The organism is Amycolatopsis jejuensis, assembly GCF_000717335.1.
Taxonomy (GTDB): domain Bacteria; phylum Actinomycetota; class Actinomycetes; order Mycobacteriales; family Pseudonocardiaceae; genus Amycolatopsis; species Amycolatopsis jejuensis.
This window is the reverse complement of record NZ_JNYZ01000043.1, coordinates 1-13,778: the sequence shown is the minus strand read 5'-3', so window position 1 is coordinate 13,778 and position 13,778 is coordinate 1. Positions and strand designations below refer to the sequence as shown.

13 protein-coding genes are annotated in these 13,778 nt (G+C 69.0%); 6 read left to right on the top strand and 7 right to left on the bottom strand.

The window, feature by feature from the left end; genetic code table 11:
- Positions 1–5 precede the first annotated feature (5 nt).
- The 3 genes from OO71_RS40665 to OO71_RS40655 are packed head-to-tail and all read left to right on the top strand — an operon-like array spanning position 6 to position 2,814.
- Positions 6–1,559: a methylmalonyl-CoA mutase family protein gene (locus OO71_RS40665; protein ID WP_033295397.1), complete on the top strand. Its 1,554-nt coding sequence runs from the start codon at positions 6–8 to the stop codon at positions 1,557–1,559.
- Positions 1,556–1,975: a cobalamin B12-binding domain-containing protein gene (locus tag OO71_RS40660; protein ID WP_033295396.1), complete on the top strand. Its 420-nt coding sequence runs from the start codon at positions 1,556–1,558 to the stop codon at positions 1,973–1,975. Before OO71_RS40665 ends, OO71_RS40660 begins: the two co-directional genes overlap by 4 nt.
- A complete protein-coding gene (locus tag OO71_RS40655) occupies positions 1,972–2,814 on the top strand; it encodes an IclR family transcriptional regulator (protein ID WP_051792896.1) in 843 nt (280 codons plus the stop codon). Before OO71_RS40660 ends, OO71_RS40655 begins: the two co-directional genes overlap by 4 nt.
- Before the next feature lies 1 nt (position 2,815).
- On the opposite strand, the gene OO71_RS40650 is transcribed toward OO71_RS40655, so the two are convergent.
- From OO71_RS40650 to OO71_RS40640, 3 genes are read right to left on the bottom strand one after another with little or no spacing between them, the layout of a single operon-like run.
- Positions 2,816–3,208, bottom strand: coding sequence for a Zn-ribbon domain-containing OB-fold protein (locus OO71_RS40650; RefSeq protein WP_033295395.1), 393 nt, complete (start codon positions 3,206–3,208; stop codon positions 2,816–2,818).
- Positions 3,199–4,383 carry a thiolase family protein gene (locus tag OO71_RS40645; protein ID WP_051792894.1) on the bottom strand — a complete coding sequence of 395 codons (1,185 nt, stop codon included), beginning with the start codon at positions 4,381–4,383 and terminating at the stop codon, positions 3,199–3,201. Before OO71_RS40645 ends, OO71_RS40650 begins: the two co-directional genes overlap by 10 nt.
- Positions 4,380–5,903 carry an AMP-binding protein gene (locus tag OO71_RS40640; protein ID WP_084145614.1) on the bottom strand — a complete coding sequence of 508 codons (1,524 nt, stop codon included), beginning with the start codon at positions 5,901–5,903 and terminating at the stop codon, positions 4,380–4,382. Before OO71_RS40640 ends, OO71_RS40645 begins: the two co-directional genes overlap by 4 nt.
- Positions 5,904–5,987: 84 nt before the next feature.
- On the opposite strand from OO71_RS40640, the gene OO71_RS40635 reads away from it, so the two are divergent.
- Positions 5,988–6,440, top strand: a complete 453-nt coding sequence (locus OO71_RS40635) for a MarR family winged helix-turn-helix transcriptional regulator (RefSeq protein ID WP_033295393.1) — start codon at positions 5,988–5,990, stop codon at positions 6,438–6,440.
- A 361-nt stretch (positions 6,441–6,801) separates the two neighbouring features.
- Here OO71_RS40635 and OO71_RS40630 read toward each other — a convergent pair whose 3' ends face one another.
- The 4 genes from OO71_RS40630 to OO71_RS40615 all read right to left on the bottom strand — a co-directional run bounded on the left by OO71_RS40630 (position 6,802) and on the right by OO71_RS40615 (position 11,278).
- Complete coding sequence (locus OO71_RS40630; protein WP_245633940.1) at positions 6,802–7,131, bottom strand: hypothetical protein; 330 nt, start codon at positions 7,129–7,131, stop codon at positions 6,802–6,804.
- Between the two features lie 155 nt (positions 7,132–7,286).
- On the bottom strand, positions 7,287–9,569 hold the full coding sequence (locus OO71_RS40625) for a [protein-PII] uridylyltransferase (RefSeq protein WP_033295392.1): 2,283 nt from the start codon (positions 9,567–9,569) through the stop codon (positions 7,287–7,289).
- A gap of 3 nt (positions 9,570–9,572) precedes the next feature.
- Complete coding sequence (locus OO71_RS40620; protein ID WP_033295391.1) at positions 9,573–9,911, bottom strand: P-II family nitrogen regulator; 339 nt, start codon at positions 9,909–9,911, stop codon at positions 9,573–9,575.
- Positions 9,908–11,278: an ammonium transporter gene (locus OO71_RS40615; protein WP_051792892.1), complete on the bottom strand. Its 1,371-nt coding sequence runs from the start codon at positions 11,276–11,278 to the stop codon at positions 9,908–9,910. Before OO71_RS40615 ends, OO71_RS40620 begins: the two co-directional genes overlap by 4 nt.
- Positions 11,279–12,057: 779 nt before the next feature.
- Between OO71_RS40615 and OO71_RS40610 the strand changes: the two genes are divergently transcribed.
- Positions 12,058–12,897: a putative RNA methyltransferase gene (locus tag OO71_RS40610; RefSeq protein ID WP_063740178.1), complete on the top strand. Its 840-nt coding sequence runs from the start codon at positions 12,058–12,060 to the stop codon at positions 12,895–12,897.
- A 251-nt stretch (positions 12,898–13,148) separates the two neighbouring features.
- A partial coding sequence (locus OO71_RS40605; protein WP_033295453.1) for a DUF222 domain-containing protein occupies positions 13,149–13,778 on the top strand: 630 nt, incomplete at its 3' end.

The following is a 13,778-nucleotide window of genomic DNA, read 5'->3' as shown; positions in this document are numbered from 1 at the left end:
CGAGCATGTCGGTTTCGGGCGAAAAGGTGACCTTCGCGAACGACGGCAAGGTTCCGATCCGGCGCAGCTACGGCGAGCACAGTGCGCCTGCGCTGCGTAAGTGGGCTGCCGAGCGCACCGAGTCGCCGGGTCCGTACCGGCCGCGGTTCATGGTGTACTCCGGCCTCGGCTCCCCGGAGATGACCGCGGAACGCCTTGGCGCGCTTCAGGAACTCGGCGCGGAGTCGTTCCTGCTCGCCGCGGACCTGCCGTCGCAGCTCGGCTGCGATCCCGACCACGAGCTGTCCTTCGCACAGGTCGGCCGCGCCGGAGTGTCCTGCTCCACGCTGGACGATTTCGCCGCGATCTGCGCGCAGCTGGACTTCGAGCGGGTGGAAAGCCTTGGCATGCTGGCCAATTCGCTCGGCCACATCGGGATGGGGATGGTTGCCTGCGTCCTGCGCGACCAGGGGGCCACCGACGTCCGGCTGGTCATGCAGAACGACCCGCTGAAGGAATTCACCGCGCGGGGAACCGAAATCCACACCCCGGAGCAGGCGCTGCGGATCGCGTGCGACTGCATTGCCTACGCCATCGACGAAAACCTCGGCGGCGCGGCGATCACGGTGTGCTCCAACCACCTCGACGTCGCCGGGGCCGGGCCGGTCGTAGCGCTCGCGGTGGCCTTCGGCAACGCCATCGAGTACGTCGACGAACTGGTCCGGCGGGGATACGCCGTCGCCGATGTCCTCACCAAGATGATGTTCTTCCTCAACGAGCGCAGCGATTTGTTCGTCGGCGCCTCGTTGTTCCGCACGGCCCGGATGATCTGGGCGGACATGGTGCGCGAGCGGTACGGGCTCGCGGTCGAGGACCAGCCGGTGATGAGCCTGATGGGGTACGCCCACGGGCTCGAAACGGCCGACGAGCCGCTGGTGAACGTCCCCCGGATCACGCTGGCGGTGCTCAGCTCGATGCTGGGCGGCGTCGATTACCTGTGTGCCAGCGCGTACGACGAAGCCTTGCGCATCCCGTCGCTCGACGCGGCCGCGCTTGCCTTGCGCACCATGGAAGTCGTCGCGCACGAGCACGGCGCGCTGACGTCGCTCGACCCGCTGGACGGCAGCCACAAACTCGCCGCAATCGACGAATACCTGCAGACCCAGGTCAAAGCGGAGCTTGACCGGCTCAACGAGGCCGGTGGCGCGCTCGCCGCAGTGAAGAGCGGGTACGTCAAGCAGCTCATCGACGACCGGCGCGGTACCCGGCAGCGGCAGCTCGAACAGGGCGAGCGGGAGATGGTGGGGACGAACATCCTGCGCAGCCCGGACCGGCAGTCGCTGTTCACCGGCAGCAGCCGGGGCGAGATCGACTTCGCCGAGGTCGAGGAATCCATGCGGAAGCGGATGCAGGCCCATCGGGAACGCCGTGACGAGGAAGCACTCCGCAAAGCACTCACCGCGGTCGAGGACGCTGCCGCCGGTACCGCCAACCTGCTGCCACCCACCATCGCCGCCCTGCGTGCCGGGGCGACCACCCAGGACATCGTTTCGGCCACCCGGGAAGGATTCGACCGATGACCACCAGGAGCCGCGTGGTGCTCGCGAAGGTCGGCCTCGACGGGCACGACGTCGGCGTCAACCTCGTCGCGAACTATCTGCTCACGGCCGGCTTCGAGGTGGTGTATCTCGGCAAACGGGTGTCCACCGAGCAGATCGTGCAGACCGCGATCGCCGAGGACGCCGCCGTCGTCGGGCTCAGCTGCCTCAGCGGCGGGCTCGCGCACTTCGCAACCAAGGTCGCGAAGGCGCTCGAAGCCGAGGATGCGGAGATCCCGGTGATCGCCGGGGGCATCGAGGAACCAGCAGAGATCGAACGCATGCTGGCCGAAGGCGTCTGGCGGTACTTCGGGCCGAGCACCAGCCGGGAGGACCTGGTGGACGGCTTCGCCGAAGCGAGCAAGCTCGCGCTGGGGGCGGGCGGTAGCCGGTCGTGACCGATGGTAAGGTCGGCGCAGCTTTGAGCTGGTCACCGCTCGAAGAAGAGGATTCGGGGGCTGCGTTGACGAGTGCTTCCTCCGGCGTCGCCCCGGTCCGGTCGGTGGCGCGGGCCGTCGACATCATGTCGGTGCTCGGGGGCGGGGCCCGGCCGCTCGGCGACATCAGCGTCGAGGTCAAGCTTTCGAAGGCCACCACGTACCGCATCCTGCTCACCTTGAAGAACAAGGGCATGGTGCTGCAGGACGAAACTACCGGCGAGTACCGGCTCGGGCCCGGCTGTTTCCGCCTGATGGCGGCGCTGGTGGACGGCCGGGCGGGCTTCCCGTTCGACGCCGAGGCCGAGCTGGAGCACCTGCGGTCCGGCACGCAGGAAACGGTGATGGTGCACGTGCGCGCCGGGTTCACGAGGCTGTGCATCCACGAGCTGCCGAGCCCGCACGCCATCCGCTACACGGCGGGAATCGGGGCGACGGCAGGGATTCACGTCGGGTCGGCGGGCAAGGTCCTGCTGGCGTTCATGCCGCCCGCGGAACTGGAAGCGCTGCTGTCCTCGCTTGAACTGCGGCCGGAAACGCCCAACACGATCGTCGACATGGCAGAGCTGCGGGCCGCGCTGGCGGAAACCCAGCAGACCGGGGTCGCGTACAGCGTGGGCGAGCGAGTGAGCGGCGCGGTCGGCGTGAGTGCGCCGGTGCTCGACGACCGTGGTTTCGTGGTTGCTGCGCTGAGCGTCCTCGGTCCGGAGTCGCGGTTGGACAAAGCGCGGCTCACGGAGTTCGAAGGGCTGGTGCGGCACACCGCGGAGCAGATCTCGCAGCGTATCCGCACCAGCTGAGTCAGCGCGGTTCGAACCAGTACGTCGGGGCGCCGAAGGAGTCCACGCCCGTCTTGACGTCGACGGGGCACGGCAGGTCCGGTGCCCCGTTCATCCCGGTGAGCCGCCCGAACAGCACCGGGCCACTGTCGTCGACCACGACCTGGGCCAGCCAGTACGGAACGTCCAGGCCGGGACGGCCAACCATCACCTCGGTACACGTCCGCATCGTGGCGGTGGTGGCGAACCGGCTCTCCCGGACCTCCGCGCTGCCGCAGCGGTGACACACGGCGCGGCCGGGCCAGGCCACCGCCTGACATTCGTCGCAGCGGCTGCCGACGAGCCGTCCTGCCTCCAGGTCGACGCGAGGCCGCTCACCGATGGTGGGGTGGCGCAGTGCTTGATCTAGTCCCATGGTTGCATCCGCTCCAGAATGTGCACGTTCACTGCGGCCGCTTCGCCTTCGAGCCAGCCGCCGCTGTTGTGGGCCAGCGCAAGGCGAGGTCGCTTCGTCTGGCGTTCACCGGCTTCGCCGCGCAGCTGCCAGGTGAGTTCGGAGATCTGCGCGAGCCCGGTGGCGCCGACCGGATGACCACGCGACGCCAGTCCCCCGCTGGGATTCATCGGTAACGAACCACCGATTTCCGTTGCGCCACTGCGGAAGAACTCCGCACCGGCACCAGGTGCGCAGAACCCGAGCTGCTCGGCGTACAGCAGCTCGGCGGGCGCCATCGCGTCGTGGACCTCCGCGACACCGATGTCCCCCGGTGACACCGCCGCCTCCGCGTACGCCCGCTCCGCACATTGCGTGGCAATGGAAATCCCACCGCCGGGATCGGTGGTGACACCGGAACCGCTCTGCGAAGCCCGCACGCGTACCGTCGGCCGACCGCCGCTGTCCAGGACTCCCGCACGGGCGACGACCACGGCTGCGGCGCCGTCGGACAACGAGCTGCACATGAGCAAGGTCAGCGGGTCGGCGATCTCGCGGGATTCGAGAACCTGTTCAGCCGTGACCTTTTTCCGGTGCTGGGCATAGGGATTGAGCGCCCCGTTGGCGTGGCTCTTCACCGAGACGTCCGCGAGGTCGCGCAGGCTGAGCACGCCGTCGGCGATCCGGGCGCGCAGCCGCATGGCGTAGATCGCGGTGAACTGGATCCCCAGCCCGCGTACCACTTCGAGGTCGGCCGCGGATTCCAGCGCGTCGAGAGTGCGGGCGAGGTCGTCGACGAACATCTTCTCGAAACCGACCGCCAGCACGACGTCCGACGAACCCGACCGGACCGCCATCACCGCCTGGGCCAGCGCGGTCGACCCACCGGCGCAAGCGTTTTCGACGTTGACGACCGGGACCCCCTCGATCCCGACCTCCCGCAGCACTGTCTGCCCGCGGACCATTTCCTGGCCCTGCAGCAGCCCGCCCATCGCGTTGGAGGAATACACCGCGTCGACGTCCTTCACGCCGATGCCGGCGTCGGTCAGCGCCCGGATGATGGCGACCCGCGCCAGATCCTTCAGCGTCAGCCCGGGAAACCGGCCGAACGGATGCATCCCGACGCCCGCGACCACCACGTCGTCCAACATCGTCATCCCACCTCCTGATCAAGCCTCGAGCGGATCGCGAACCGGTCGACCTTCCCGTAGGAATTGCGCGGGATGTCGCCCCAGACGACGACCCGTTTCGGAGTCCGGATGCCGAGCCGCGGGCGGACGAAGTCGATCAGATCGTCCACCTGCAGCCCGTCGGCCGAGCGCACGACCGCCGTGACCGCCATCCCCCACCGTTCGTCGGGCATCCCGAGCACCACCACCTCGTCGACCCCGCGATGCGTGCCGATCACGTCCTCGACCTCGCGCGGGGCGACGTTGAACCCGCCGGTGACGATCATTTCGTCACGCCGTCCGCGCAGGTAGACGAACCCGCGGTCGTCGACCGTGGCCATGTCCTTGGTGTGAATCCAGCCGTCGGTGATCACTTCGGCGGTTGCGCGGGGTTTGTTGTGGTAGCCGGTCATCAGGTGCCGGCCGCGCACGAAGACCTCGCCGAGCTCGCCAGGCGCAACCACGCGTCCGTCCTCCCCGCGCACCTCGACCGCGACGCTTCGCCACGGCAGCCCGGCCGACAGGCGGGTGTCCGGATCGACGTGGTCGGCCTTCTGCAGGCAGGTGATCGTGACCGGCGCTTCCGACTGGCCGTAGTCCTGGATCAGCGTGGGGCCGAACCGCTCCATCGCCCTGGCGAGCGTGGCCTGCGGAATGCCCGACGCGCCGTAGACGATGCTGTCGTACCCCCAGGCGCTTTGTGTTTCGGCGTCCAGGATGGGGTCCAGCATCGACGGGACGAGCTTCAGCGTGCGCACGGACGGTTTCCGGCCCAGCTCCCACACCCGCGCCGGATCGAAGGCGGGCATCAGGTACACGCCCGCGCCCGACATCAGGTACGGCAGCACGAAATACCCGGCCCCGTGCGAGATCGGCTGCGTGAGCACGATCTGCTCCCCCGGCTCGACCTGGCCGAGTTCGAGCAGCAGGTTGAGCGCGACCGCGAGGACCGCCCGGTGCGACAGCTCGACGCCCTTCGGCCGCCCGGTAGTGCCTGAGGTGTAAGAGATCCACGCCAGACCTTCCGGGTCCGCGGGACGCACCCGCCGTTCCCCGGACGCGTCGGCGATCAGCTTCTCCATCCCCAGCCCGCCCGGAATCGGGTCGTCGAAGGAGATGGTGATCAGGCCGAACTCCTCGCGGAGCGCGGCGGCGGCCTCGTCGAACTCGGCGGAGTGGAAGAGCACCCGAAGGTCGGCGTCCTCGGCCATGTAGCGGAAGTCTTCGAGGTGCAAGCGGGCGTTGAGCGCGACCCGGACCCGCCGCCCGAGCGCGATCGCGACGTCGGCTTCGACGTACGCGCTGCGGTTGTGCGACAACACCCCCACCGCGGCTTCCGTGGGTACGCCGAGCTCGTCGAGTGCGTTGGCCAGCCGTTCCCCCCTGGCAAGAAGCCCGGCGGCCGTCCACGACCGCCTGCCGTCGTCCACGGCGACCGAATGCGGGAAGGTACCGGCCGCCCGGCGGAGCACATACGCGGTGTCCAGAGCACTTCCTCCGTCTCGCACGTTTCACTACATAATCTCAACGTTTCACAGGACGATACCCTGTGATCGGTCCGGTCCGCAACGCACCGCGGCTAGGGTGGCGGCATGCAGACCGAACCCGACGCCAACCGAGCCGACGAGCTGGCCACGCTCGCGCGCGCGGTGCGGGAGGGTGTCGGACGGCTGAACTGGCGAATGCGCGCAGAGGCCGACTCACCGTCACCAGGCCCGACCGTGCTGGCCGTGCTTTCCCGGCTCTACCGCGCAGGCACGCACACGCCGGGCGAACTGGCCGAGGCCGAACGGATGCACCCGCAGTCACTCACGCGGGTACTGGCGTCGCTGACGGAACGCGAACTCGTCACGCGCACGACGGACCCGTCGGACGGGCGACGATCACTGATCGACATCACACCCGCCGGGCTGCGGATGCTGCGGGAGTACTCGATCGCGCGGGAGACATGGCTTGCGTCGGCTGTCGAGCGGACGCTGAGCCCTACCGAGCAGGAACTGCTCCGGTTGGCTGCCGGGCTGCTGGTGCGGATCGCGGATTCGTGAGACCTGGGCGTCACTGGCTGAGCGCGGGCGCCTCACGCGCACGACGGGCGGCAGTCACTGATCGACATCACACCGGCCGGAGTACTCGCGCAGGAGACGTGGCTCATGTCAGCCGTCGGGCGGAGCTGCTCCGGCTCGTCGTCCGGGTCGCAGATACCGGAAACCCAGGTGGTTCCGGGGCGGCCGCTCCCCAACGGCCTGCCCCGGAACCTTGGCGGAAGGATGCACCTCCCCGGGAACCTTCCGCCGCGGGCACGCGGAGCGGCTCCCCCTCAACCGCTCTGCGTTGAGGTGAAGTCTGCCTTCCCGAGCAGGGGTGGCGGCAGCGTGATGTCCCCCAATCGGGACCGGGTAGAACTACTCAAATACGGGTGTCCGGCCCCGCGGAATCGCTCACGGACTCGAAGAACGGCTCAGCGTCCGCCAGTTCCTCAGCCGAGCAGCCCACGGCGCACGCGGCCGACTGGAGTACCTCGGTGACCACCTCGACGTCCTCTGCCGACGCAGCAGCGAGCGCGGCATTGCGGACGTCCACGCGTCCAGCGAGACCGGCGATGGCGTGTGCGAGCGCGTGCTGACCTGCGACAAGCTGGGTGATGACCTCGGACAGCTCCCCCAGCGTGGCGGCTTGGCCGTCCCCGCGCAGCGACGCGGCAAGTTCCTCGGCGCACGTCCGGAGGTGGCCGGCCACGACTGTCGGAGGCAGCGTAAGCCCCGGAAGGTTCTCCTGACCCCGCACCGCGTTCACCAGCCCTCCGCGCCCCCTATGCCCGGACCCGCCATCCTGCCACCGGAATCCGCGCGCGCTAGCCCGACACCCCGGATGGGTGAGTCCGGATGGCGTAGTCAGGAAACCGCGGCGAGGACCGCGTCGGTGATTTTCTGCCGCCACTGCGGGGAAACCGGTCCATTTCTCGGCGAAAGCGCGAACGAGTCCACCACCGCGCCGCCGAGGGTCGCGGCTTTGGCCCAGTGCACGTCGGCCTCGGCGCGACGCAGCGCGCTGGCCACGCGGAACAGCAGGCCGATGCGGTCCGCGGCACGCAATTCGAGCACGACGGCGTCCGGGCCGCTGGTCTCGTCGTCGAACCAGAGCACCTTCGGCGCGACCACGGGGGCCGACGCAGTGGAGTAGTCACGTTCCTTCTCCGCCAGCCGCTGGGTGAGCGGCAGCGTCCCGGCGACGGCGCGGGCGAACTGTTCTCGCAGCAGCGCAGGGTCCGGCAGCGAACCGAACTTGGGCGACGCCGTGAAGACGCCTGCGCCGTGCTCGTTCAGCAAGGCGGCGTGGACCTCCAGCGAGTTGAGCGCGAGCACTCCGGCGGCAGGCGCGAGCAGTTCGCGCTGCGCGGGGACCGCGAGATGCGCGGTGACGACCTTGCCCTGCGCTGTGATCCGCACCTGGCCGGTTCCGGTGCGCGCGGCCTCGGCGACCAGCTCGTCGTCGAACGGCTCCGGCGGGGTGAAAGCCTTGCCGTGCACGGTTTCCTCGCAGCCGCTGACGAGTTCGGCGAGGAGGCGGTCCTTCCAGTCGGTCCACACGCCGGGTCCGGTGGCCAGCGAATCGGCGCGGGTGAGCGCGTGCAGGAGTTCGAGCAGGATGACGTCGTTGTCCAGCGTCTTGACCACGCGCGACACGGTGGCGCGGTCACCGATGTCGCGGCGGGTCGCGGTGTGCGGCAGGAGGAGGTGGTGGCGGACCATCGCGGACACCGTGGCGACGTCGCTCGGCGGCAGGCCCAGCCGTTGCGCCACTTGGGCGGAGATCTTGGCGCCCAGCTCGGAATGGTCGACGTCGCGGCCTTTGCCGATGTCGTGCAGGAGCGCGCCGATCAACAGCAGGTCCGGCCGGGACACGGTGGTGGTCAGCTTCGCGGCTTCGACACACGCTTGTACAAGATGCCGGTCGACGGTCCATTGGTGCACCGGCGAGCGCGGCGGCAGGTCGCGCACGGCGCCCCACTCCGGGAAGAGCCGGGCCCACAGATCGGTGCGGTCCAGGGCTTCGACCGCGTCCACGAGACCCTCCCCTGCGCCGAGCAGTTCGACGAGGGCGTTGCGGGCGTCGTCCGGCCATGGCTCGCGCAGCTCGGGTGCGGACTCCGCGAGCGCGCGCAAAGTGCCGTGCGAGATGGGCTTTCGGGTGCGTGCGGACGCTGCTGCCACGCGCAGCAGTAACGCCGGGTCCTTCGCGGGGATCGCGTCGCGGGCGAGGGCGACTTCCTCGCCGTGCAGGACAACGCCTTCCGCGAGGGGGCGACGGACTGGACGCCGTCCGAAGCGGGGTGGGTCCACTGTGGACCTGAGCGTGACGTCTACGGCATGGGCGATGGTGCGTCCGGCGCCAGACAGCTTGCGGGCCAAGGAGAACCGGTCGGTCATGCCGAGCTCGGCCGCGACGGCGTCTGCTTCGGGGGCGCTGAGGATGTCTCGTTCCCGGCGCAGTTCTCGACGCAGCTCGGTGCGCACGTCCAGGAGAAGATGCTTGGCAGCCATCAGTTCTTCGCCCGGCCGCGCGGTGAGCTGTGCGGCGGCCAGCGCTTCCAGCACGGCGAAGTCGCGGAGACCGCCACGGCCGTGTTTGAGGTCCGGCTCGGCGGACTGCGCGATCTCACCGCTGCGCCGCCAGCGGGTATGGACGGATTCGGACAGCTCGCCGAGCCGTTTCCGCGCGGTGCGCCGCCACTGGTCACGGGCGGCGGAGGCGAGCCGTTCGGTGAGGCCGGGGTCGCCGGCGAGGTGCCGGGCGTCGAGGAGGCCGAGCGCGGTACGCAGGTCCTCGGACGCGACCTTCAGTGCCTCGCCGGGGGTACGAACGGAGTGGTCGAGGCCGACTTTCGCGTCCCACAACGGGTACCACAGCGCGTCGGCGATTTCGCCGATCCGGTTGTTCCCGTTGTGCACGAGGACCAGGTCGAGGTCGGAGAACGGCACCAGTTCGCGGCGGCCGAGGCCACCCACGGCGACCAGCGCGACACCGGGTTCCGCAGTGTCGACGCCGGCCGCCGCGGCCCCCTTCCCGAGCCAGAACTCGTAGAGATCGACCAGTGCTGCCCGCAATGCAGGTGCCCCGTGCCGCCCCTCGAGCAGGCGCGCCGTGGCCCGGGCAAGCTCTCCCCCGCCGGTCATCGGCTACAGCGCGTCCGTGCCGCGTTCACCGGTCCGCACGCGGATCACGGTCTCCACCGGCGTGACCCAGACCTTCCCGTCGCCGATCTTGCCGGTGTGCGCGGCCGTGGTGACCGCGTCGAGGACCTTGTCGACGACGGTGTCGTCCACGACGACCTCGATCTTCAGCTTGGCCACGAAATCCACCGAGTACTCGGCGCCGCGGTAGACCTCGGTGTGCCCCTTCTGCCTGCCGTACCCTTGGACCTCGCTCACCGTCATCCCGAGCACCCCCAGCTGTTCCAGCGCGGAGCGGACGTCATCGAGCGTGAACGGCTTGACGATCGCGGTGATCAGCTTCATGCCTTGGTCTCCTCGAGTTTCGTGACGGCGGGCTTGACCGGGAACGTCGCGGAGTGGCCGAGCCCGCCCATGCCGGTGAAGTCGTACGCGCTCTCCGCGTGCTGGCCCTCGTCGATCCCGCCGACCTCGTGCTCGGTGCTGACGCGGAACCCGCCTGCCTTCTTGATCGCGAAGCCGATGATCAGCGTCAGGATGAAGGAGTAGCCCAGCACCGCGAGCACAGCGACCACCTGGATGCCGAGCTGCTTGAAGCCGCCACCGTAGAACAGGCCGTCGGCGCCCGCGGCGTTCACGCTCTTGGTGCCGAAGAAGCCGATCAGCACGGTCCCGACGAGCCCGCCGACGAGGTGCACGCCGACGACGTCGAGGGAGTCGTCGAAGCCGAGCCGGTACTTCAGCGACACCGCGAGCGCACACAGCACCCCGGCGATCGCCCCGATGGCAATCGAACCGAGCGGGCTCACGAACCCGCAGGCCGGGGTGATCGCGACGAGCCCGGCGACCGCACCGGAAGCCGCGCCGAGAGTGGTCGGCTTGCCGAACTTGAGCTGCTCCACGATCAGCCACCCGAGGACGGCGGCCGCGGTGGCGACGGTGGTGTTGGTGAACGCGACCCCGGCGAGATCGTTCGCACCGAGGGCGGACCCGGCGTTGAAGCCGTACCAGCCGAACCACAGGAGCGAGGCGCCGAGCAGCACGAACGGGACGTTGTGCGGCCGTCCGGTGTCCTTGGGCCAGCCCTTGCGCTTGCCGAGCACGATGGCGAGCGCGAGCCCCGCGGCACCGGCGTTGATGTGCACCGCGGTACCACCCGCGAAGTCGAGCGCCTTGAGCTGGTTGGCAATCCAGCCGCCGGTCGCGTTCTCGCCGACGAAACCGTTGAACGAGAACACCCAGTGCGCCACCGGGAAGTACACGACGATCACCCAGATAGTGACGAACAGGGTCCAGCCCCAGAACTTCGCCCGGTCGGCGATCGCCCCGGAGATCAAGGCGGGCGTGATGATGGCGAACATCAGCTGGAACATGCAGAATGCCAAGAGCGGCAACGCATCCGGCCCAGGCCACGCCACCGGCGGCGGCCCCTGGCTGGCAAGCCCGACGAGCTTCCCGAAGGCATCGGACAACCCCGCGAAGTCGAGGTTGCCGACGAGCCCGCCGAACGCGTCGTCGCCGAATGACAGTGAGAACCCGAAGAGCACCCACAACACCCCGACGACAGCCAGCGCGATGAAGTTCATCATGAGCATGTTCAAGACGCTCTTCGCGCGGACCATGCCGCCGTAGAAGAACGCGAGTCCTGGAGTCATGAGCATGACCAGCGCGGCGCTGATCAGCACCCATGCGGTGTCTCCGGCGTTCAGCACAATCGTTCCTCCCGTGCCGTGGGCTACTGCGGAGGCAGTGTTGGCGGCTGGTGTTTCACCGGGCCGCGGTTCAGGTTTCCCCCACGTGAACTCCGGTGCGGTGCTTGTTACGGGAAGGTTTCCGGATAGGTGGGGTTGGGGTTGGGGTTGTTGCTGGGGTTGGGGTTGTTGCTGGGTTGTTGCTGGTTGCTCGGGACGGGCCGGGCGTCCGGGGCTTCGATTACCGGGCTTCAGTTGCCCTGCGTCTCGCTACCCTCGGCCTCGGTCGCCCCGGGCCTCGCTGCCCAAGGTCTCGGTCGCCCTGCATCTCGCCAACCAGGGTCTCGGTCGCCCGCCATCTCCCCAACCCGGGTCTCGGTCGCCCGGCACCTCGCCGCCCAGAGCCTCGGTCGCCCAGCACCACACCACCCGGAGTCCCCGCCGCCCAGCACGTTCGCTGTCCAGGTGTCTCGACCGTCCAGCACCTCGCCACCCGGAGCCTCGCTCTCCCAGCGTCCGTTGGCCCAGTCCCCCCCGGTCGCCCATGGTCCAGCTACCGGATGGCCACGACCGGCTGCCCCCAGCCCGATGCCCACACCCACAATCCCGTGCTCAGGTCCCTCAACCCGGGGATGCTCGGCGTCCGGCCCCATGGGATCCGACGTCCCGTCACCGAACGCCAACTACCCGACCTCCGCCCATACCCGGTTCCCGATCCCTCCCCCAGTCCGTGCCGGTCGCCCAGGCCGGATGTCCGGGGTCCGATGTCCGAACATGCACCGCCATGGTCGAATGTCGCCATGCCCGCACCCGCGCTGCCATCCCAGGTGGTCGCCGCATTGCGCTGCTCGGTGTGCGCCAGCCCGGTCCAGCTGACCGACCGCACCCTCCACTGCCCCCAGCGGCACACGTTCGACCTGGCCCGCCAGGGTTACGTCAACCTCCTCCACGCCCGGATCCCCGCCGGAACAGCCGACACGGCACCGATGGTCGAGGCGAGAGCGGCATTCCTGGCCTCAGGCGCGTACGCCCCCCTCGCCGACGCCATCGCCTCCGCCGCAGGACCGTGCTCAGGCCTGATCATCGACGCAGGCGCCGGCCCGGGCTACTACCTGGCGCACGTCCTGTCCAAGGCCCCGTCTGCCATTGGCCTGGCCCTCGACGTATCGGCGGTGGCACTACGCCGAGCCGCCCGCGCACACCCCCGCCTGGGCGCAGCAGTGTGGAACCTGTGGGAACCATGGCCGGTAGCGGACGGTGTCGCTTCGGTGGTGCTGGACGTCTTCTCCCCCCGAAACGCAGCGGAGTACCACCGAGTCCTCGCCCCGGGCGGCCGTTTGGTGGTGGCTTCCCCGTTGCCAGGACATCTGGCCGAGCTGGGAGACCTGGTACTGGCCGTAGACGCACGAAAAGACGAACGCCTGTCGACGACTCTGGGCTCACATTTCGTACGCGAGTCAACGAGGGAAATCGTCTCGACGGTGCCGTTCACAGCCACGCAAGTGCATGACGTAGTCGCCATGGGCCCCACCGGTTTCCACCTCGACCGAGACCACCGCCGTGAACGATTGGCAACCACTCCGGGAGGCCCAGTGACCCTCGCTGTTGCAGTAAGTGTCTGGCGTCGCAAGGATTTCTGACCCCATCGCGTTCGTCCACCCCGCTCGCGCGGATCGGGGTCACCCGACCCCACCATGGTTACGCTCCCGCCGTAACCACCACTCGCCCCCTGGCCAGCATGAATCCACTCGTACCGTGGAGCTGACCGAATCCCTTTGCCAGTAATGACTTTTCGACTCCGCACAGTTAACCCCGAACCCTCACGTGAGTGACGCGGACTCAACCAGTTCGAGTGATGCATACTCGAACACCCGTTCGATAAAGTGGCGATGTGACCACACCGACGCCCCTCCCGGCCTGGCAACTGTCAGACCGCGAATTGACCGAACAACTCCTTGCCAGTCAACGACAACAGAACACCGGCTACGCCTGGCAGCTGGAAGTCATCCGCGAAATGGAAGATCGCGGAGTGACCCCCGAGGGACACCCGTCCACCGCGGTATTCCTGGCGACGGCCGTGCACCTGACCCCGCGCGAGGCACGCACCCGCGTCGCCCAAGCTGTCGGCAATTTTTCGTTGACCCGCAAGGCTTTGACCGCGGGCGACCTGACCGCGCAACACGCAGCCGTGATCGCGGAGTGTCTCGCCTCGGCCCCGGATTGGCTCACGCCCGAGGACTACACCGTCGCCGAAGACACCCTCGTCACCCTGGCCACCCAAGCCGACGCCACCGTCGTCCGCCGCGCTGCCACCCGCCTACGCACCTACTGGGACCACGAAAGCACCCCACCCACCGACCACGCCGACACCTCCGCCAGACCATGGCGAGAATTCCGCTACCACTGGACCCGGGGCGGCCGGTTCCACTTCACCGGCAACCTCGACCCCGACACCGGCACCCTCCTCGAACAGTTACTCGTCCCCCTCGCCGCCCCCGACCCCGCCGACCCCTCCGGCACC

Coding starts and splice junctions, on each gene's coding strand:
- OO71_RS40665 (WP_033295397.1), top strand. CDS start 6: ATGTCGGTTTCGGGCGAAAAGGTGACCTTCGCGAACGACGGCAAGGTT.
- OO71_RS40660 (WP_033295396.1), top strand. CDS start 1,556: ATGACCACCAGGAGCCGCGTGGTGCTCGCGAAGGTCGGCCTCGACGGG.
- OO71_RS40650 (WP_033295395.1), bottom strand. CDS start 3,208: ATGGGACTAGATCAAGCACTGCGCCACCCCACCATCGGTGAGCGGCCT.
- OO71_RS40645 (WP_051792894.1), bottom strand. CDS start 4,383: ATGACGATGTTGGACGACGTGGTGGTCGCGGGCGTCGGGATGCATCCG.
- OO71_RS40635 (WP_033295393.1), top strand. CDS start 5,988: ATGCAGACCGAACCCGACGCCAACCGAGCCGACGAGCTGGCCACGCTC.
- OO71_RS40625 (WP_033295392.1), bottom strand. CDS start 9,569: ATGACCGGCGGGGGAGAGCTTGCCCGGGCCACGGCGCGCCTGCTCGAG.
- OO71_RS40620 (WP_033295391.1), bottom strand. CDS start 9,911: ATGAAGCTGATCACCGCGATCGTCAAGCCGTTCACGCTCGATGACGTC.
- OO71_RS40610 (WP_063740178.1), top strand. CDS start 12,058: ATGCCCGCACCCGCGCTGCCATCCCAGGTGGTCGCCGCATTGCGCTGC.